15 protein-coding genes are annotated in these 20037 nt (G+C 67.1%); 7 read left to right on the plus strand and 8 right to left on the minus strand.

Annotated features, from left to right (window positions below):
• Position 1 precedes the first annotated feature (1 nt).
• Positions 2 to 1672 carry a cytochrome bc1 complex cytochrome b subunit gene (gene qcrB / locus ABD210_RS26785; protein ID WP_344114968.1) on the plus strand — a complete coding sequence of 557 codons (1671 nt, stop codon included), beginning with the start codon at positions 2 to 4 and terminating at the stop codon, positions 1670 to 1672.
• A 66-nt stretch (positions 1673 to 1738) separates the two neighbouring features.
• On the opposite strand, the gene ABD210_RS26790 is transcribed toward qcrB, so the two are convergent.
• Positions 1739 to 2206, minus strand: coding sequence for a MarR family winged helix-turn-helix transcriptional regulator (locus ABD210_RS26790; protein ID WP_344114970.1), 468 nt, complete (start codon positions 2204 to 2206; stop codon positions 1739 to 1741).
• Between the two features lie 40 nt (positions 2207 to 2246).
• On the opposite strand from ABD210_RS26790, the gene ABD210_RS26795 reads away from it, so the two are divergent.
• Entirely contained in the window at positions 2247 to 2453 is a 207-nt protein-coding gene (locus ABD210_RS26795; RefSeq protein WP_344114972.1) for a hypothetical protein, read from the plus strand.
• A 177-nt stretch (positions 2454 to 2630) separates the two neighbouring features.
• Here ABD210_RS26795 and ABD210_RS26800 read toward each other — a convergent pair whose 3' ends face one another.
• The 5 genes from ABD210_RS26800 to ctaC form a co-directional block, all read right to left on the minus strand.
• Positions 2631 to 3662, minus strand: a complete 1032-nt coding sequence (locus tag ABD210_RS26800) for a hypothetical protein (protein ID WP_344114974.1) — start codon at positions 3660 to 3662, stop codon at positions 2631 to 2633.
• A gap of 248 nt (positions 3663 to 3910) precedes the next feature.
• Positions 3911 to 5134 carry a L,D-transpeptidase gene (locus tag ABD210_RS26805; RefSeq protein ID WP_344114975.1) on the minus strand — a complete coding sequence of 408 codons (1224 nt, stop codon included), beginning with the start codon at positions 5132 to 5134 and terminating at the stop codon, positions 3911 to 3913.
• Between the two features lie 201 nt (positions 5135 to 5335).
• Positions 5336 to 5731, minus strand: coding sequence for a cytochrome c oxidase subunit 4 (locus ABD210_RS26810; RefSeq protein WP_344114976.1), 396 nt, complete (start codon positions 5729 to 5731; stop codon positions 5336 to 5338).
• Positions 5728 to 7503 (minus strand): aa3-type cytochrome oxidase subunit I, encoded by a 1776-nt coding sequence (ctaD, locus tag ABD210_RS26815; protein WP_425552742.1) that lies wholly within the window; start codon positions 7501 to 7503, stop codon positions 5728 to 5730. Before ctaD ends, ABD210_RS26810 begins: the two co-directional genes overlap by 4 nt.
• A complete protein-coding gene (gene ctaC, locus ABD210_RS26820; protein WP_344114977.1) occupies positions 7500 to 8399 on the minus strand; it encodes an aa3-type cytochrome oxidase subunit II in 900 nt (299 codons plus the stop codon). The genes ctaD and ctaC overlap by 4 nt, the downstream gene beginning before the upstream one ends.
• Positions 8400 to 8493: 94 nt before the next feature.
• Between ctaC and ABD210_RS26825 the strand changes: the two genes are divergently transcribed.
• The 4 genes from ABD210_RS26825 to pulA all read left to right on the plus strand — a co-directional run bounded on the left by ABD210_RS26825 (position 8494) and on the right by pulA (position 16464).
• Entirely contained in the window at positions 8494 to 9621 is a 1128-nt protein-coding gene (locus tag ABD210_RS26825) for a cysteine desulfurase family protein (RefSeq protein WP_344114979.1), read from the plus strand.
• The gene (locus ABD210_RS26830; protein WP_344114981.1) at positions 9618 to 9830 is read left to right on the plus strand and encodes a sulfurtransferase TusA family protein; all 213 of its coding nucleotides are present in this window, start codon (positions 9618 to 9620) and stop codon (positions 9828 to 9830) included. Before ABD210_RS26825 ends, ABD210_RS26830 begins: the two co-directional genes overlap by 4 nt.
• Positions 9831 to 9876: 46 nt before the next feature.
• Positions 9877 to 10605, plus strand: a complete 729-nt coding sequence (locus tag ABD210_RS26835; RefSeq protein ID WP_344114983.1) for an SIR2 family NAD-dependent protein deacylase — start codon at positions 9877 to 9879, stop codon at positions 10603 to 10605.
• A gap of 120 nt (positions 10606 to 10725) precedes the next feature.
• A complete protein-coding gene (pulA, locus tag ABD210_RS26840) occupies positions 10726 to 16464 on the plus strand; it encodes a pullulanase-type alpha-1,6-glucosidase (protein ID WP_344114985.1) in 5739 nt (1912 codons plus the stop codon).
• A gap of 60 nt (positions 16465 to 16524) precedes the next feature.
• Here the strand turns inward: pulA and ABD210_RS26845 are convergent, their stop codons facing one another.
• Both ABD210_RS26845 and ABD210_RS26850 read right to left on the minus strand, forming a co-directional pair.
• Positions 16525 to 17505: a threonine ammonia-lyase gene (locus ABD210_RS26845; RefSeq protein ID WP_344114987.1), complete on the minus strand. Its 981-nt coding sequence runs from the start codon at positions 17503 to 17505 to the stop codon at positions 16525 to 16527.
• Between the two features lie 174 nt (positions 17506 to 17679).
• On the minus strand, positions 17680 to 18570 hold the full coding sequence (locus ABD210_RS26850; protein WP_344114989.1) for a diacylglycerol/lipid kinase family protein: 891 nt from the start codon (positions 18568 to 18570) through the stop codon (positions 17680 to 17682).
• Between the two features lie 33 nt (positions 18571 to 18603).
• On the opposite strand from ABD210_RS26850, the gene ABD210_RS26855 reads away from it, so the two are divergent.
• On the plus strand, positions 18604 to 19998 hold the full coding sequence (locus ABD210_RS26855; protein WP_344114991.1) for a serine hydrolase domain-containing protein: 1395 nt from the start codon (positions 18604 to 18606) through the stop codon (positions 19996 to 19998).
• Positions 19999 to 20037 lie beyond the last annotated feature (39 nt).

The raw sequence follows: 20037 nt of genomic DNA on the forward strand, positions 1-20037 counted from the left end.
AGTGGCTACGAACGAATTCCCCCCACCGGTCAAGTGGCTCGATGACCGCCTCGGCATCGGCAAGATCGGTAAGAAGAACCTCCGCAAGGTGTTCCCGGACCACTGGTCCTTCATGCTCGGTGAGATCGCGCTCTACAGCTTCATCATCCTGCTGCTGACCGGCACCTTCCTCACCTTCTGGTTCAGGCCGTCGATGGCGGCGGTCGAGTACCAGGGCTCCTACAGCCTGCTCAAGGGCCTGCACATGTCGGAGGCGTACGCGTCCACGCTGGACATCTCCTTCGATGTCCGCGGGGGTCTGCTGATGCGGCAGATCCACCACTGGGCAGCGGTCCTGTTCGTCGCCGCGATGATGGTGCACCTGCTGCGCATCTTCTTCACCGGCGCGTTCCGCAAGCCGCGCGAGCTCAACTGGGTGATCGGCTTCGGGATGCTGTTCCTCGGCATCATCGAGGGCTTCATCGGCTACGGCCTCCCCGACGACCTGCTGTCCGGCACCGGCCTGCGGATCACCCAGGGCATGATCCAGGCCAGCCCGGTGATCGGCACCTACCTGACCTTCTTCATCTTCGGTGGCGAGTTCCCCGGTGACGACATGGTCTCCCGGTTCTTCACCGTGCACGTGCTGCTGATTCCGGGGTTGATCCTGGCCCTGGTGACCGCGCACCTGTTCCTGGTCGTCTACCACAAGCACACCCAGTACCCCGGCCCCGGCCGCACCAACAACAACGTCGTCGGCTACCCGCTGATGCCGGTGTACATGGCCAAGGCCGGCGGCTTCTTCTTCGTCGTCTTCGGCGTCACCGCCCTGATGGGTGCGCTGCTGCAGATCAACCCGGTCTGGCTGTACGGCCCGTACAACCCGGCAGAAGTCACGGCAGGCTCACAGCCCGACTGGTACATGGGCTGGCTGGAGGGCTCTGTGCGCCTGATGCCGGGATTTGAGTCCCATTTCTGGGGCATCACGCTGAGCTGGAACCTGATCATCCCGGCCCTGCTGATACCACCCGCCTTCGTCACCCTGGTCGCCCTGTATCCGTTCATCGAAGGCTGGATCACCGGCGACAAGCGTGAGCACCACCTGCTGGACCGGCCGCGCAACATGCCGACCCGGACCGGTATCGGCGCCGCGTTCATCACCTTCTACGGCCTGCTGTGGATCGGTGGCGGTAACGACCTGATCGCGACCCACTTCAACGTGTCGCTGAACAACGTGACCTGGTTCCTACGGTTCGCGGTGTTCCTCGGCCCGGTGTTCGCCTTCTGGGCGGCCCGGCGGATCGCGATCTCGTTGCAGCGATCCGACACCGAGCGGCTCCTGCACGGTCTCGAGACCGGCATCATCGTGCGGCTGCCGCACGGTGAGTACATCGAGAAGCACGCGCCGATCTCGGAGTACGAGGCCTACGAGCTCACCGCCCGCGACCGCCTGCTGCCGCTCGACATCGGTCCGGAGACCGATGAGAACGGCGTCCGGGCCCCGCGCCGCGCGCTGAACAAGGTCCGCGCCAGGCTCTCCCGCTTCTACTTCGCCGACGCGATCCAGAAGCCGACCCTGGAAGAGATCGAAGAGGCCCGTCACCACCTCGAGGAGCACGACGACTCGGTCGAAACCCCGCTCGGCACCGTCGAGCTCGATCCGGATCAGGCCCGCGAGGTCATCGAGCACTGACCCAGCACCACCACGAAAGGCCCCGGCAAACTGCCGGGGCCTTTCGCTTTACCCTGTACCCCGGGGTCAGGTGGTGGCGGTGATCGCCGTCAGGTACCTGCTGACGGTGCTTTGCTCGGAAGGGCTGAGGGAGCCGGTGACCTCGATCAGCCGTTCGAGCAGAGGTCCGAAGAAGTTCCAGCCGAGGTCGACCGCCGACTCCGACACGAGCAGCCGGCTGCTCCGCCCGTCGGCCGGGCTTCTGACGCGTTCAACATGTCCCGCGGCCTCCAAGCGGTGGATCACGGCCGTCGTCGCCTGAGACGTCATTCCGAGCTGCTGAGACAACCACGTGGGCGTCGCCTCTATCCCGGCGCGCTCGGCGTCCAGCAGCCGGATCAGCGCCCGTACGTCGGTCGCATGCAGCCCGGTAGACCGAGCGAACTCGCCGGCAGCCAACTCCAACCGCAGCGCGACCTCCCGCAACTGGTGGATCAGCGCCAACGCCGCCGCACGCCCGGGGTCGGCCGAAGTGACACCTTCATGAGTACTCACGCCTCGAATTTACCTCACTCGGTGAGCTATCCTCGCGCACATGGATGCCGACTTCTTCACCAGACCTCGACGCCCCTCACCAGAGCACCTCCGCGAGCTCCAGGCTGACCTCCTGGTCGTCGTCACCGGCCGCAGCAAGTCCCACAACCCGAACCACCTGACCGCCACCATCCAGACGCTGGCCCCGCGCGCGACCACCGCGACTTCGTGCACGGCCCAGTCGTTTCGCCTGGGCCACACCGACTGAGCGATGCACAAGGTCGACGGCGTCGCCCAATGGAGCCCCACTTTGTGCACGGCCCAGTCACTTCCGGCAGTGGGAAACGGCCGAACGGTGCACAAAGTTGTGAGATGCGAAGGCCGACGTACTGCGGGGACGCGCTGTGGCGAAGTACTGCGGGCGCCGCGAGTGGAGGGTGACGCCTCAGGCGAGATCGAGCCGGGTCGGCCAGAGTGCGGGATCGGTCGGATCGGTGGTGCGCCAAGTCGGCTGGTGATCAGTACGACGGCTGCCGCGGGCGAAGGCGGCCCGCAGGCGTTCGGCGAGTTCGTCGGGCTTCAGGACCGCGTCTTCCCAGCCGAAATGCAAGAGCTCCAGACCGAGGTCAGCAAGTCGTTGATCGCGCTCGAAGTTGCGCCGTAGTAGCCGGCGTCGCTCCCGGGCGGTCGGGGCATCGAACTTTTCCAGACCGTCTGCCTCGGCGACCGTACCGAACTGAGGCCACCAGAAGTCGACCCGCTCCGGAGTCCACCTTGCGCCGTCCCAGAACTGCGCCTGCAACTCGGGAGCCGGCAGCCCGGCGGCGGCGAAGGCCACTCGGGCGATCGACTCGAGAACCGACTCCGACCGCGGATCGCCGAACTCGACAGCCAACCGTGCGCGTTGGACACCCGGCCATCGTCGCTGACGTTGCAGAACCAGTTCGAGTTCTGTCCGCGTCACCGAAGCGGCCAAGGCGTGATCTACCGTGACCATCGCCTCGCGCAGAGGTAGTTCGCGGGCGAGATCGACAGTCGTTCGCGCGTCGGAAGTCAGCAACAGCCCCCGATGATGCTGGAGGTCCGCAGCCGTGAGACCGGCCCGGCGAAGTACCACGTCGTCACGCTTCTGGTTCCGTCTGCGCTTGCCAGGCACACAGGTGAGCCAGACGGCCTCAGTCAACGGCCTGTCGTCGCGCTGATTGTCCGTCCACACCCGAAGGTCGCTGAGTGCGGCGGCGCTGAAGTGGCTGATGACAGACTTCGGATGCGCGGCGCGGGCACAAAGGACAGCGGCAAGCCGCGCCTCCAGCTCACCGTCGATGTAGTGCGCATGAGACCGCTGCAGCGAACTGCTGCGCAGCAGTCGCCGGACGTCGTTGTCGCTAAGGCCCAGCTGCTTGAGCTCCCTGAGCCGCAGCGGCTTGTCGATGGCGGCTCGCACCGCGTCGTGCACGTCGTCGCCGAGCTTCTTCATGCATCGATGCTGCCTGCGGAGCGTGTCCGGCGACGTCCCGTTTGCGAGCACCTGTGGATAACCGCCCGCACATGGCCACCCCGCGTACCAGCAGCGCACACGGTTGCTCGGCGTACCAGTGGCTCATTGAGCGGGGACTTTGTGCACGGTCCAGTCATCTTCGGCCCCGCAGAACGACTGAGCGATGCACAAAGTGGATGGTCCCCCCGGCGATCCCAGTTCGGCCAGGGCTGGTGTCGAGACGTGCTTCAGGCGAGGGCTGAGCCGGTCTTGTACGACGCGTACGACTGGTTCCAGTCGGTCCAGCCGTTGCCGGTCTCCATCTTGCGGGCTGTGCCGGTGACGACGACGGGGTCGCCTCGCAGAGTCTGCGAGTAGTACCACGACGCGTTGGCGAGGCTCATGCCGACGCAGCCGTGGCTGACGTTGGCGCTGCCCTGGCTGCCGCCGGACCATGGTGCGCCGTGGATGAACTCGCCGGAGTTCGTCACGCGCTGGGCCCACTGCACGTTGTTGATGTTGTAGTAGTTCGGGTCGCCTGGCTTGATCCCGATGGTGGCGGCGTCCATCCGCTTGGTGCGGAACTTCTCCATGATGACCTTGACGCCGCTGCGGGTGGTGAAGCCGTCCTTGCCGGCGGTGATCGGGATGGTCCGGGCCAGTTTGCCGTTGATCGCCACGGTCATCTGGTGCTTCGTCACATTGACGTTCGTGACGACGGACTGGCCGATGGTGAAGTTGACCTTGCGGCTCGACGCGCCCCAGAGGTTACCGCCGGCGTTGACGCCCTGGGTGTTGATGTTCACCGTCACCTTGGCGCCGGCCGGCCAGTAGCTCTTCGGCCGGTAGTGCAGTTCCGTGCTGCTCATCCAGTGCCAGGTGCCCTCGACCGGCACCGAAGACGTCACGGTCAGCCGCTTCTCGACAGCTGCCCGGTCGGTGACCGGCTTGTTCCAGTAGATCAGGATCGGCATCGCGACCCCGACGGTCTCGCCGTTGAGCGGCGCCACCGATGACTTCAGGCTGCTGTTCGCGCCGAGGGTCTTGAAGGTGGAGCTGATCGGGACGCTCTTGCCGTCGCTGCCCTGGGCGGTGCCAGAAACCGTGTACGACGCGCCGGGCTTCAACCCGGGCGCGGAGGTCCACTGCGACTTCTCGGCGTTGAACGTGCCGGTGACCTTGTTGCCGTTGCTGTCACGGAGGGTGACATCCTGCAGCGTTCCGGCCGTGGTCGCGACTGTGACGGGCTTGTCCGGGCGGACCGACGTAGCGCCCTTCGCCGGGACGACCTGGACGTTCGCAGCGGCCGGGTCCTGGGCGGATGCCGTGCTGCCCGGTGTGCTGGAGGCACCTGGCGTGGAGCTGCTCTGCGACGTACCAGAGGGCCCTGAAGCCGCCCCGGTATCGCTGCAAGCGGTGCCGACCAGCAGCATCGCGCATACGCCCGCCACGGCCAGGCCGTGTTTTCGCACCGTACTACCCAACACCTGAGCTCCCCTGAGAAAACAGTCCGCCGCCGAGCCAGCCTAGCTCGCCCGTCGGTGATATCCACGCACTGCACAATCTCCAGTACGGCGAGGCCCCCACGGCCCGCTGTACTGAAGACGTTCTGCAGAACGGTTTAGTTGGCGCCGGCGCGTGTGATCTACGCACCAATGCGTGTGATCTCGACGCTAGTGCGCGTGATCTCCGCGGTAGTACTCGAAGATGAAGCCCGACAGCGTGACGATGCCGATTCCGCAGCCGATGATGAACAGCCACCAGCCGAAGACGACGCCGAGTACGACTACAGCGAGTGTCGCCGCGGTCCACAACGGCCACCACGAGTACGGCGGGAAGAAGCCGAGCTCGCCGGCGCCCTCCACGATCTCGGCTTCCTTGCGGTCCTCCGGCCGGGGGTCCATCCGCCGAGCGGTGATGCTCAGGTAGAACGCCACCAGCAGCGACAGGAAGAACGTCATCACCAGCGCGGTGGTGCCGGTCGGGTCCTCGGACATGATCCAGTAGATCGGGGTGACGATCAGCACGAACAGCGTCAGGATGCCGAAGACCCAGGCCTCGACCTTCATGCCTTACCCTCCCCGTCCGTGCCGATGCCGGCGTTCTGGTTGCGTTCCAGGTTCTCGACCCGGCCCTGGTCCTCCCCGGCGTCCAGCAGGTTGTCCCTGGGCGCACCGCTGTCCGGGTACTCCGACATCGCGATCTCCGGGTGGTGCAGGTCGAACGCCGGGCTCTCGGAGCGGATCCGCGGCAGTTTGACGAAGTTGTGCCGCGGCGGCGGGGAACTGGTCGCCCACTCCAGCGAACGGCCCCAGCCCCACGGGTCGTCGACGCCGACCAGCGGCGACTTCCGCGACTTGTAGACGTTGTAGAAGAACGGCAGCATCGACAGGCCGAGAATGAAGGCGCCGACAGAGGACACCTCATTGAGGGTGGTGAAGCCTTCGTTCGCACCGTACGACGCGTAGCGGCGCGGCATGCCTTCCACGCCCAGCCAGTGCTGCACCAGGAACGTGGTGTGGAAGCCGATGAACAGCAACCAGAAGTGCAGCTTGCCGAGCCGTTCGTCGAGCATCCGGCCGGTCATCTTCGGCCACCAGAAGTAGAAGCCCGCGAACATCGCGAACACCACCGTGCCGAACACCACGTAGTGGAAGTGCGCCACCACGAAGTACGAGTCGGACAGCTGGTAGTCCAGCGCCGGCGAAGCCAGGATGACACCGGTCAGACCACCGAACAGGAAGGTCGTCAGGAAGCCGACGGCCCACAGCATCGGGGTGTCGAACGAGATCGAGCCGCCCCACATCGTGCCTATCCAGTTGAAGAACTTCACCCCGGTGGGCACCGCGATCAGGAACGTCATGAAGGAGAAGAACGGCAGGTTCACCGCGCCGGTGACGAACATGTGGTGCGCCCAGACCGCGACCGACAGCACCGCGATGCCCAGGGTCGCGCTGACCAGCCCGATGTAGCCGAAGACCGGCTTGCGGCTGAACACCGGCAGGATCTCGGTGATGATGCCGAAGAACGGCAGCGCGATGATGTAGACCTCGGGATGCCCGAAGAACCAGAACAGGTGTTGCCACAGCAGTGGTCCACCGTTGGCCGCGTCGAAGACGTGAGCCCCCAAGGCTCGATCCGCCTCCAGCATCAGCAACGCACCGGCCAGGATCGGGAAGGCGATCAGCACCAGGATCGACGTGACCAGGATGTTCCAGGTGAAGATCGGCATCCGGAACATCGTCATGCCCGGTGCGCGCATGGTGATGACCGTGGTGACGAAGTTGACCGCACCCAGGATGGTGCCCAGACCGGCCATCCACAGACCCATGATCCACAGGTCACCGCCGACGCCCGGCGAGCGGACGGCGTTGGACAGCGGGGCATAGGCGAACCAGCCGAAGTCGGCCGCGCCGCCCGGGGTGAAGAAGCCGCTGAGGGTGATCAGACCGCCGAACAGGAACAGCCAGAAGCTGAACATGTTCAGCCGCGGGAACGCCACGTCCGGCGCGCCGATCTGGACCGGCATGATCACGTTCGCGAACCCGACGAACAGCGGCGTCGCGAAGAGCAGCAGCATGATCGTGCCGTGCATCGTGAAGAGCTGGTTGTAGACCTCTTCGTTCACGATCTGCAGGCCCGGCTGGGCCAGCTCGGCCCGCATCAGCAGCGCCATCACGCCGCCGATCAGGAAGAACATGAACGACGTGATCAGGTAGAGGTGGCCGATCAGCTTGTGGTCGGTGGTGGTGAGCCACTTGACCGCGATCTGGCCCTTGCTGCGCCGCCTGGGCAGTGCGGTTGCCGCACTGATGCTGGTGCGCTCGGCGAAGTCGGTCACTTCTGGCCCTCCTTCGGTCCGGAGCCGGGAATGGTGGTCGCGTCCTGGCCACCGGTCGCGGCGCCGGTCTGGCCCTTGGCGGCCAGTTCCCGAAGGTGCGCCTGGTACTCGTCGGCGGAGACCACCTTGACGGTGAACACCATCCGGCTGTGGTAGAGGCCGCACAACTCCGCGCACTTGCCCGCGAAGCTGCCGGTCTTGGTCGGGGTCAGCTCGAGCTTGTTGGTGCGGCCCGGGATGACGTCCAGCTTGAAGTAGAACGAGGGCACCCAGAAGGAGTGGATGACGTCCGGCGAGGTCAGGTCGAAATGCACCGACTCGTTCACCGGCAGCCACAGCGTGGCCGGGTTGTCCAGGGTGCCGGTCTCCCAGACACCCTCCTGGCCGTCGACCGTGTCCTTGTAGTTGAAGGTCCACTGCCACTGCTGGCCGACCACGTTGATCGTGTGCGCCGGGTGGTCCGACATCGCGGTGATCTTGTTTCCGTGCTCGACGGTGTAGAAGAACAGCACGCCGATGATCGCGAACGGCGCCAGCGTGTAGAGGACCTCGAGCGGCAGGTTGTACCGCGTCTGCCGGGGCGCGTTCTCGTTGCGCTTGCGGTACCGCACCGACGCGAACAGGATCAGGCCCCAGACCATCACGCCGATGATGAGGGCGGCGATCCAGGCGCCGATCCAGAGGCTCTTCATCGCCTCGGTTCGGTCCGAGGCGCCCGGAGGCAGACCGAGTCGTTTCCACTGCGCGGTTTCTTCCGACGTGCAGCCGGTCAGCACCAACGTGCCCACCACCACTGCCGCCGGCACCAGCAGGCGTCGCTTCGCCGGACGTGCGGCGGCGCGGGTCCTCGGACCTGCTGCTCGCTCAACCACTCCGGGCGTGCCGTTCGAACCCACGGGGCGCCTTTCCCTTCCCAGGTGAGACTGACGACAGAACACTACTGGACACCTTCCGGGCTGCTGCGCATAGGTAGGGCTTAGCGTTTCCCGTGTGATCCAGCGTGCGTATTTGGATGCGGCATCGGCCGAACCACTCCATCCGGCAGCCCGGGAAGTGTTGCTGTCGGCATTGGATTCCGGCTGGGCCGATCCGGCGCGTCTGCACCACGAGGGAAGGACCGCCAGGCTGCTGCTGGACAACGCCCGCGCTGTCCTCGCGGACGCGGTGGGAGTGCGCCCGGACGAGCTCTATCTGACCGCCTCCGGGACGGCCGCGATCCATTCGGGCCTGCCCGCCGTCGCCGCTGCCAGGCACCGCGTCGGGTCCACCATCGTGCACTCCGCGGTGGAGCATTCCGCCGTCCTCCACGCCGCGGCAGCCGCCGGTACTGCGAACGAGGTGGGCGTGGACTCCTCGGGACGGATCGACACGGACCTCTTCCTTGCCGAGGTGAAGCAGCCGGGTGTCGCCCTGGCCGCCTTGCAATCGGCGAATCACGAGGTCGGGACCCGGCAACCGATCGCCTGGGCGGCTGAGGTCTGCGCCGAGGCTGGGGTACCTCTGTTCGTGGATGGAGCCGCATCGCTCGGGCACGACGTCGTACCGGCGGGCTGGTCCGCGTTGACGGCGAGCGCGCACAAGTGGGGTGGACCCGCGGGCGTGGGGCTGCTCGCAGTACGGAAGGGGACGCGGCTGGTGCCGGCGTGGCCGGTCGATGAGCGGGAGGACGGTCTCTCCCCCGGGCACCCGAACATCCCGTCGGCGCTGGCTGCGGCGGCCGCTCTGCAGGCGCGGTTGGCTGAGGCGGACGAACTGGACAAGCAGCACCGCGCCTGGATCGACGAACTCCGCCAGCGGGTGGCCGCCGGCGTCCCCGATGTCGAGGTGGTCGGCGACCCGGACGATCGGCTGCCGCACGTGCTGACGTTCTCCTGCCTGTACGTCGACGGCGAGGCGCTGGTGACCGCGCTCGACGCCGAGGGGTTCTCCGTCTCCAGCGGTTCGGCCTGTACTGCGAGCACGCTGAGGCCGTCCCATGTGCTCGCCGCGATGGGCGTACTCACGCACGGCAACGTGCGGGTGTCGCTCGGCCGGACCACGGCGTACGAAGAGGTCGACAGGTTCGTCACACTGTTGCCTAGGCTCGTTCAGCGGATTCGTGCGGAGGTGGGCATGTGAACCTCGACCTGGACTGCCGCGGGCTGCTCTGCCCACTCCCCGTGATCAAACTCGCCAAGGCGCTACCCACCGTCGCCGTCGCAGACACCATCACCGTCCTCGCCGACGACCCGGCCGCGGCCACCGACATCCCCGCCTGGTGTCGCCTGCGCTCCCAGGAACTCGTCTCCGCCATCGAAGACCGGTACGTCGTACGGCGGCTGAGCTGAGGTCGGACTTGGCTCCGAAACGGAGGGCTGCGTTACGTTCGGACGCGTGACCGACCTTGTCGCCGCAGCCCGACACATCGCCGTCCTGACCGGCGCGGGGATCTCCACCGCCTCCGGCATCCCGGACTTCCGCGGTCCGCAAGGGCTCTGGACGAAGAACCCGGCGGCTGAGGCGTTGTTCGACATCGACGAGTACGTCGCGTCGCGCGCGGTCCGGGTGGAGGTCTGGAAGCACCGCCTCGCGGCTCCCGCCTGGACGGCCGAACCGAACGCCGGCCACCTCGCCCTGGTCGACCTGGAACGCCAGGGCCGGCTCACCGGGCTGATCACGCAGAACATCGACGGCCTCCATCAGAAGGCCGGTTCCTCGCCGGAGCTCGTGCACGAGCTGCACGGCACGGTCTGGTACGTCGACTGCCTGAACTGCGCCCGGCGGATCCCGATGGCCGAGGTCCTTCCCCGGCTCGAAGCGGGCGACGAGGATCCGGCCTGCCTGGTCTGCGGCGGCATCCTCAAGTCCGCGACGGTCTCCTTCGGTCAGTCCCTCGACCAGACTGTCCTCGACGCCGCGGTCGCCGCGACGCGCTCGGCCGACCTCTTCATCGCGATCGGCACCTCACTCCAGGTCTACCCCGCCGCCGGCCTCTGCGACCTGGCCCTGTCCATCGGCATCCCCTTGCTGATCGTCAACGCCGCCCCCACCCCGTACGACGAAGACGCCACCGCCGTCCTCACCACCCCCATCGAATCCACCCTGCCAAGCCTCTTCAGCTGATCCGTCGCGACCTCGCTCTGGAGTCGGCAGTGACCGGAACGCGACCTTCGAGGCCTTCCGTTGGGTGGGTGGGCGGGTTAGCGTCCGGGACATTGTCCTGGCCTGGGGAGGGATTCCGTGATGCGTAGGTCTGTTGTGCGTCGTGCCCGTGTCCGGTTCACCGCGGGGGTGGCGGCTGTCGCGGTGGTCGCCCTCGGGCTCGGTACTGCGACGCCCGCGCCGGCCCGAGTCGCCGCCGATCGGGTGATCACCATCGCCGGGTCTCTGCAGAGCGAGCTCGGGTGCCCCGGCGACTGGACACCCTCCTGCCCGCAGAGCGAACTCGCCAAGGGCACCACAGGCACGCAGTACGGGAAGGTCTTCGACGTGCCGGCGGGTGCGTACGAGTACAAGGTCACCGTCAACGGCAGTTGGGACGAGAACTACGGCGCGGGCGGCGTCCTCAAGGGCGCGAACATCCCCTTGCGGCTCGAGGGGCCGGCCAAGCTCGAGTTCAGCTACGACGACACGAGCCACGTAGTCACGGTGAAGCCGGTGGAGCTGGCCGGCGGGTTGACGCCGGCGGACAAGGCACTCGCGAGCCCGAGTCTGCGGCAGGACCTCACCAAGGAGCGGTTCTACTTCCTGATGGCGGACCGGTTCGCCAACGGGGACAAGTCGAACGACGCGGGCGGCCTGACCGGCGACCGGCTCAGCACCGGGCTCGACCCGACCGACAAGGGCTTCTACCACGGCGGCGACCTGGCCGGGGTGATGCAGAAGCTCGACTACATCAAGTCACTCGGTACTACGTCTATCTGGTTGACGCCGTCGTTCAAGAACCGGCCCGTGCAGGGCGAGGGCGCGAACGCCAGCGCCGGGTACCACGGCTACTGGATCACCGACTTCACCCAGATCGACCCGCACCTGGGCACGAACGCGGACATGCAGAAGCTGATCGACCTCGCGCACCGCAAGGGCATGAAGGTCTTCTTCGACATCATCACCAACCACACCGCGGACGTGATCGCGTACCAGTCCGGGCAGTACGGCTACATCCCGAAGTCGACGAGCCCCTACAAAGATGCTGCCGGCAACGTCTTCGACGACAAGCAGTACGCCGGTGGCGACGTCTTCCCGCCGCTGGACCGCAACAGGTCCTTCCCCAACGTGCCGATCTTCAAGACCCCGGCAGACGCGACCGTCAAGCAGCCGGCCTGGCTGAACGACCCGACGCTCTACCACAACCGCGGCGACTCCACCTTCGCCGGCGAATCGGCGGAGTACGGCGACTTCGTCGGGCTGGACGATCTGTTCACCGAGCAGCCCAAGGTCCGTGACGGGATGATCGACGTCTACAAGACGTGGGCCGAGCTCGGCATCGACGGGTTCCGGATCGACACCGTCAAGCACGTCAACCTGGAGTTCTGGCAGAAGTTCTCCCCCGCCATCCTGGCGGCCGCCAAGGCCAAGGGGACCAAGGACTTCTTCATGTTCGGCGAGGTGTTCGACGCCGATCCGAAGTTCATGTCCACCTACACCACCAAGGGCGCGCTGCAGGCGACGCTCGACTTCGGGTTCCAGCAGAACGCGGTCGCCTTCGCGCAGGGCAAGCCGAGCACCCGACTGCGCGACTTCTACGCGAACGACGACTACTACACGGACGCCGATTCGAACGCATACCAACTGCCGACGTTCCTCGGGAACCACGACATGGGCCGCGTCGGCACCTTCCTCAAGCAGGCGGGCGCAAGCGGCAGCGAGCTTCTGCAGCGGGACAAGCTGGCGCACTCCCTGATGTTCCTGACCCGCGGGCAGCCGGTGATCTACTACGGCGACGAGCAGGGCTTCACCGGAGCGGGCGGTGACAAGGACGCGCGGCAGGACATGTTCGCCACCAAGACCGCCGACTACACCGACGACGAGGTTGTCGACGGCACCGGGACCACCACGATCGGTAGCAAGGACCGGTTCGACGTCAACGCGCCGATGTACCAGCACATCGCCGCGCTGCAGAAGCTGCGGGCGCAGTACCCGGCCCTCGCCGACGGCACCCAGGTGCACCGCTACTCGTCGAACGCCGGTGGGTTGTACGCGTTCAGCCGGTTCGGCAACGACCGCACGGAGTACCTGGTGGTGGCAAACAACGCCACCACCCCGAAGTCGGCGACCATCCCGACGTACCTGAAGGACAGCCGGTTCAAGCCGATCTATGGCGGTGACGGCGAGCTCAAGACCGACCGTGAGGGTCGGGTAGCTGTGACTGCGGGGCCGTTGTCCGTGACGGTTTACCGCGCGGCGTCGACGCTGCCGCATCGCTCCAAGGCGCCTGCGGTCTACCTGAGCTCGCCCGAGCCCGGCGCCGCGGTCGGCGGCCGGGCCGAGATCGCCGCGGCCGTGCCGGAGAACACCCCGGCGACCGTGACGTTCGGCTACCGCCCGGTCGGTACTACGAGTTGGCAGCGGCTGGGGTCGGACGACAACGCGCCGTACCGGGTGTTCCATGACGTCAGTGGCCTGCCGAAGGGAACGCTGCTCGAGTACCGCGCGGTCGTGAAGGATGCGTCTGGCAACTACTCCGTCTCAGGGTCCTACGGGATCGTCGGTGAGGCGCCGGCGCCGGGTGGTGGCGGGGGCGGCGGCACCGGACCAGTCACCCAGCCCGCCAACGTGAGCGTGCCCGGCGACCACAACGGCGAGATGGGCTGCTCCGGCGACTGGCAGCCGGACTGCGCCCAGGCGCAGCTCACGCTCGACCCGAAGGACAAGGTTTGGAAGGGCACCTACCAGCTGGCCGCAGGCGCGCACGGCTACAAGGCCGCGATCAACAAGAGCTGGGACGAGAACTACGGCGCGGGTGGCAACGCCAACGGCGGCAACATCTCCTACACGGCACCCGGCGGGGATGTCACCTTCTACTACGAGCACGGCAGGCACTTCGTCACCTCCAGCGCGGAGGGCCCGATCATCACGGTGCCGGGCACGTTCCAGTCGGAGCTGGGATGCCCGGGCGACTGGGCGGCCGACTGCATGCGACCCTGGTTGACCGACCAGGACGGGGACGGCACCTTCTCCTGGTCGACGACCGAGATCGGAGCAGGCAGCTATGAGGCAAAGGTCGCGCACGGCCTGTCCTTCGACGAGAACTACGGTGCCGGCGGCGCTCGGAACGGCGCCAACGTCCCCATCACCGTGCCGGGCGACGGACTGGTCGTCACCTTCTCGTACGTCCTCTCGACCCACTTGCTCACCGTGACCACCTCCAAGCCGGGAGCACAACCCGACCTCAAGCAGGCCAAGGCGTACTGGCTCGGCAAGGACCTGCTCGCCGTACCAGCCGTCCCTCAACCTGAGCGGTCCCGCTGGCGGTTGCACTGGTCCCAGACCGGCTCACTCGCAGTGGACGCCGACGACATCGGCGGCTCGTCCACCGGGTTGCGGGTCGACCCGGCAGGGATCCCGCCGTCGGTCCTCGCCAAGTTCCCGAAGCTCGCCGGCTACACCGCCCTGCGGCTGGACGATGGTGACGCCAAGAAGATCCTCACCGGGCAACTCGGACTCGCGCAGTACGACGATGCCGGACGGCTGCTCGATGCAACGGGTGTCCAGATCCCTGGCGTCCTCGACGATCTGTACGGCGCGTCGGCAACGGGTCGCTCGTACGGCGTGACGTGGCAGGGCTGGGTTCCCCGCTTCACGCTCTGGGCGCCTACCGCCCAGCAGGTCACGTTGCTCCTTGGCTCACAGCGGATCGCCATGCAGCGCGCCAGTGACGGCTCGTGGTTCGTGAACGGCCGGAGATCATGGGAGAGCGCTCTCTACCGCTATCAGGTGAAGGTCTTCGCGCCGAGCACCGGCAAGGTGGAGACCAACGTGGTGACCGATCCGTACTCGCTCGCGCTCACCACCGACTCGGCGTACTCGGTGGCCGTGAATCTCGACGATCCGGCCGGGAAGCCCGCGGTCTGGGCAGGGACGCCGTCGCCCCAGCTCGCGCGGGCGGTGGACTCGACGATCTACGAGTTACACGTGCGGGACTTCTCGATCAGCGACACCACGGTTCCGGCAGCGCACCGCGGGACCTATCTCGCCTTCGCCGACGAAGGCAACGGCACCAAGCACCTGCGCGCCCTGGCCCAGGCCGGGCTGAACACCGTGCACCTGCTGCCGACGTTCGACATCGCTTCGATCCCAGAGAGCGCTCACTCTGATCCCGCCTGCGATCTCACGTCCTACCCGCCCCACTCTGACCAGCAACAAGCCTGCGTGACGGCCGTCGCGGCGAAGGACGGCTTCAACTGGGGCTACGACCCGTACCACTGGCTCGCGCCCGAAGGTTCCTATGCGACCCAGAAGGACGGGCTCGGCCGGGTTGCCGAGTTCCGCACGATGGTCGGCGGCCTGCACAAGTCCGGTCTCCGGGTCGTGCTGGACCAGGTCTACAACCACACGCCCGCGGCCGGGCAGGCCCCGACGTCGGTGCTCGACAAGGTCGTCCCTGGCTACTACCAGCGTCTCAACGCGACCGGCGGCGTGGAGAACTCCACCTGCTGCAGCAACATCGCCACCGAGCACACCATGGCCGAGAAGATCATGGTGGACTCGACAGTCTCGTGGGCCAAGAACTACCGCGTCGACGGCTTCCGGTTCGACCTGATGGGCCATCACAGCAAGGCGAACCTGCTCAAGGTTCGCGCCGCGCTCGACAAGCTGACGCTCGGGCACGATGGGGTGGACGGCAAGAAGATCTACCTGTACGGCGAGGGCTGGAACTTCGGCGAGGTCGCGAACAACGCTTTGTTCGTCCAGGCCACCCAGGGCAATCTCGGTGGCACCGGGATCGGCACCTTCTCCGACCGGCTCCGCGATGCTGTTCGTGGTGGTGGGCCGTTCGACGAGGACCCGCGGATCCAGGGCTTCGGCTCGGGAGCCGCGAGCGACCCGAACGGCGCGAGCGTGAACGGATCGCCCGCGGACCAGGCCAAGCGCCTCGCCCACGACACGGATCTCGTCCAGCTCGGGCTGGCGGGCAACCTGCGCTCGTTCACCTTCCGATCCGCCGACAGCGGTACCGCCGTACGGGGGGATGGGGTGGACTACAACGGTTCGCCGGCAGGTTACGCGGATCAGCCGGTCGAGGTGATCAGCTATGTCGATGCCCATGACAACGAGACGTTGTGGGACTCGCTCACCTACAAGCTGCCGAGCTCGCTGCCGATGGCCGACCGGGTCCGGATGAACACGTTGTCGCTGGCAACGACTGCCCTGGCTCAGACGCCGTCGTTCTGGCATGCGGGCGCAGACCTGCTGCGGAGCAAGTCGCTGGACCGCAACTCCTACGACTCAGGCGACTGGTTCAACACGCTCGACTGGACCGGCGCGGACAACGGCTTCGGTCACGGTCTGCCGCCCAGGCCGGACAACGAGACCAAGTGGCCCTTCATGAAGCCGCTCCTGGCCAACCCTGCGTTGAAGCCCGCTGCAGCCGACGTCGCGACCGCCGGCGCCCAGGCCGCAGACCTGTTGAGGCTGCGTTTCTCGACGCCGCTGTTCCGCCTCGGCACCGCCGACCTCATCAACCAGAAGGTCTCGTTCCCCCTGAGCGGCACCCCCACCGCCAAGCCCGGCGTCGTCGTCATGCACATCGACGACACCGTCGGCCCCGACGTCGACCCAGCTCTGCGCGGAGTCGTCGTCGTCTTCAACACGACCAGCGCAACCGTCAGCCAGCAACTCCCGGCCCTGACCGGGCAGTCGCTGTCCCTGTCCCCCATCCAAGCCGCCGGCTCGGACCCGGTGGTAAAACAAACCACCTGGACAACTGCCGACGGCACCGTCTCCGTCCCAGCGCGAACAGTCGCAGTTCTAGTCCAGCCCTGACTCGAACAAGGCAGTCACCAGTTCGTCGGTGTCGGGCACCAATCGATCAACCGCAGGCTGTCAGCCTCGGAGTACGGACGCCAGGAGGGCCGGGTCGACTGATCCGCCGGAGACGACGGCTGCGGTGCGGGGGCCAACAGGCACGACCCCATGCATCCAGGCGGCGACAGCGACGGCACCCGCCGGCTCGACCACGAGTCGCCCTTCGATCGCCAGCTGGCGCATCGCCGCGAGGATCTGCTCTTCGGTGACGGTCAGGATGTCATCCACGTAGCGGCGGACGTGCTGCCACGGGTGGACACCCAGCGCGGTCGTCCGCAGCCCATCGGCCACCGTGCGGTAGGTGCGCTCCGGCTCCCAGGTGATCCGCCGCCCCTGCCGGAAGCTGTCTGCTGCGTCGGCTGCCAGTTCCGGTTCGATCCCGACCACTCGTACGTCGGGTCGCAGCGTCTTGACGGCGGTCGCCACGCCCGAGATCAGCCCACCGCCGGAGACCGGGACGAGGACGGTCTCGACGTCCGGCACCTGCTCCAGGATCTCCAGCCCGACCGTGCCCTGGCCCGCGATGACGCGTAGGTCGTCGTACGGCGGCACATGCACATAGCCCTCCGCCGCCAGCTCGAGCGGCCGGATGTCCCGCCGCGCGGCAGGTACCAGCTCCACCTCGGCACCAAGCGCACGGACCGCGGCGACCTTGTTCGCCGGCGCCGCATCCGGCATCACGATGACGGCGTGCAGGTCGAGCCGGCGGGCGAGCCACGCCACCGCCCGCGCGTGGTTGCCCGACGACTGCGCGACGATGCCGTTGGCGCGCGCCTGGTCCAGGACCTGGGCGATCGCGTTGTAGGCGCCCCGCAGCTTGAAGGCACCGGTCGGCTGGAGCGACTCCGCCTTGCAGTGGAGCAGTTCGTCAGGCCGCGCGGGGTGCGGTAGCGGGATCACCGGGGTGCGCAGAACGACCCCGGCGATGCGGTCGGCGGCCGCGAGGATGTCGTCCAGATCCACCACCCGGTCGGTGCCGGAAGCAGTTTGCGCGCTCATCGGGTTCCCCTCACGACTGGACGTCCGGGCATGGCCGTGGTGACCACACTGCCAGTTGGCCGTCCTCGATCAGTACCGGAGGATGATGACATGCTCGGATACGGTCTGAGGCGACTGACCGTGCCGAGCTGTGGCGGCGTGGTGGAATCGGACAAGCACGTCCGCCGCCGGCCGTCAGGGGACGCGGACCACGAGGGCCCCGGGGTCGACTGAGGCGGTGAGGGTTTTCCCGTCGGGAATCTGGTCGCCGTCGAGCTCACGGCGAACTGTGTCGACTGTCTTGAGCTGGATGGTCTTGCCGCTGAAGCGCTCGATGTAGGGGCCTTCTTGGATCGACCTGATCACCAGGCTGAGAGCCAGTCGGGGCCAGTGGCCCAGCCTGCGCGGGGCGAGCACGACGCCGTTGATCCGGCCGTCGTCAGGTTTCGCCTCGGGCAGCAGCGGGATGTTCGCCTGCAGGGTGCCGACGTTGCCGATCACGACCGTCCGGGCGCGGCGGCTGATCGGCGGGCGGTCGTCGATGGTGATCTCGACCCGGACGAACGGGTGATTGAGGTTCCTCAGGGTCGAAACCACGTACGCCGCCCAGCCGACGCGCTTCTTCAACGTGTCGGGGGCATCCGCGATGATCGCCGCGTCCAGCCCGAGGCCGGCCATCACCACGAACCGGTCCGTGCCGAGCTCGTCACCTTCGACCTGCACGCTGTCGATCCGATGGTCGGTGCCGTCCAGCACCTCGGTGAGCGCGAGGTCGAGGTCCAGCGAGATTCCGAGGTTGCGGGCGAGCAGGTTGCCCGTGCCGGCGGGCAGCACCGCGACCGGGATGCCGGTGCGGGCCAGTTCCGCGCAGACCACGCGGACCGTGCCGTCCCCACCTGCGACCACGACGAGGTCGACGGCCTCCTCGACCGCACGCTTGGCCATGGTGACCCCTGCGTCGTCGGCCGTCGTCTCCAGCCAGAGCGAGTCGTCGAAGCCCCGCTCGGTCAACGCGGCGTCGGCCTTGACCCGGAACTCGTCGGGGTCGGCGACCTTGACCGGGTTCATGATCACGGCGGCTCTCAAGGTTTTGTCCGTTCCAGGAGATAACGTGCAGGGGTGAGCAGCCTTCCACGTAGTACACCAGAAACCCAGGGTTTGTCCGCCGCCGCGCTGGACTCCTTCCTCGCGGCGCTCGACGCGTCCGACCAGGAGATCCAGACACTGATGATGGTCCGGCACGGTCACGTCGTGCTCGAGGAGGAGTGGTCGCCGTACCGGTTGCAGGACCGGCACCTGCTCTTCTCGGTCTCGAAGAGCTTCACCTCGATGGGCATCGGCCTGCTCGTCGAGGCCGGCCTGCTCTCGCTCGACGACAAGGTGGTCTCGTTCTTCGATGACGAGGAACTGCCGGACAAGATCAGCGACAATCTGGCCGCGATGCAGATCCGGCACCTGCTGACGATGACCACCGGGCACTCGCAGGACACCATGGAGGCGCTGTCGCGGGACCGCCGGATGGTCCGCATCTTCCTCGGCCTCGACGTCGACCACCAGCCGGGCACTGTGTTCGTCTACAACACCGGCGCGACGTACACGCTGTCGGCGATCTTGCAGAAGCTGACAGGCGAGACGCTGCTCGACTACCTCCGCCCGCGGCTGTTCGAGCCACTCGGTGCGACCGAGGCGACCTGGGAGATCTCCAAGGAGGGCATCACGAAGGGCGGCTGGGGGCTGAGCCTGAACACCGATTCGCTCGCCGCCTTCGGTCACCTCCTGCTCCAGCGAGGACAGTGGGAGGGACAGCAACTCATCCCGGCCTCGTGGATCGAGGCCGCCACCTCCAAGCAGGTCCCGAACGACAACCAGGACAACCCGGACTGGCAGCAGGGCTACGGCTTCCAGTTCTGGCGTGGCCGGCACAACACCTACCGGGGCGACGGTGCCTTCGGGCAGTACTGCCTGATCCTCCCCGAGCACGACACCGCGCTCATCGTCACCAGTGCATCGCAGGACATGCAGGCCACCCTGGACGTCGTCTGGGAGCACTTGTTGCCCGCGCTGGAGGGCAAGCCAGGAGACGGGACGGCGCGTCCCGAGAAGCTCGAGATCCCAGCTCCGGCCGGAGCGGCTCCCAGCGGCGACGGCCGGACCTACCGATTCGAACCGAACGACGCGGGGCTGTCGGCCGTGCGGCTGGACCCGGACGGCACAGGAACCTTCACCTTCGCGGTCGGCGCGAACTACGAGACCAGTGTCCCGGTCGGCACCACCCAGGAGGTCGTCTGCGCGCCCGGAGGGTGGCAGGAGCTGACGGATGAGCTGCAGGATCCACCGCAGCGACTCGTCACCAACGCCTCCGCCGACGGCGAGGCCTTCGTGGCGACCTTCCGCTATCTGGAGACTCCGTACGTCGCGACCCTCACCTGCCGCCCGGACGGCGATTCCCTGACGGTCGACGTGAACTTCAACGTCTCCTTCGGCCCCACGGAGTTCACCCTGCGCTCCAGCTGACTCAAGTGAGGCGGGTCACTGTCACAAACCCGCCGGTCG

The organism is Kribbella alba, from assembly GCF_039529635.1.
GTDB classification, from domain to species: domain Bacteria; phylum Actinomycetota; class Actinomycetes; order Propionibacteriales; family Kribbellaceae; genus Kribbella; species Kribbella alba.

Coding starts and splice junctions, on each gene's coding strand:
- ABD210_RS26795 (WP_344114972.1), top strand. CDS start 2,247: ATGGATGCCGACTTCTTCACCAGACCTCGACGCCCCTCACCAGAGCAC.
- ABD210_RS26800 (WP_344114974.1), bottom strand. CDS start 3,662: ATGAAGAAGCTCGGCGACGACGTGCACGACGCGGTGCGAGCCGCCATC.
- ABD210_RS26810 (WP_344114976.1), bottom strand. CDS start 5,731: ATGAAGGTCGAGGCCTGGGTCTTCGGCATCCTGACGCTGTTCGTGCTG.
- pulA (WP_344114985.1), top strand. CDS start 10,726: ATGCGTAGGTCTGTTGTGCGTCGTGCCCGTGTCCGGTTCACCGCGGGG.
- ABD210_RS26845 (WP_344114987.1), bottom strand. CDS start 17,505: ATGAGCGCGCAAACTGCTTCCGGCACCGACCGGGTGGTGGATCTGGAC.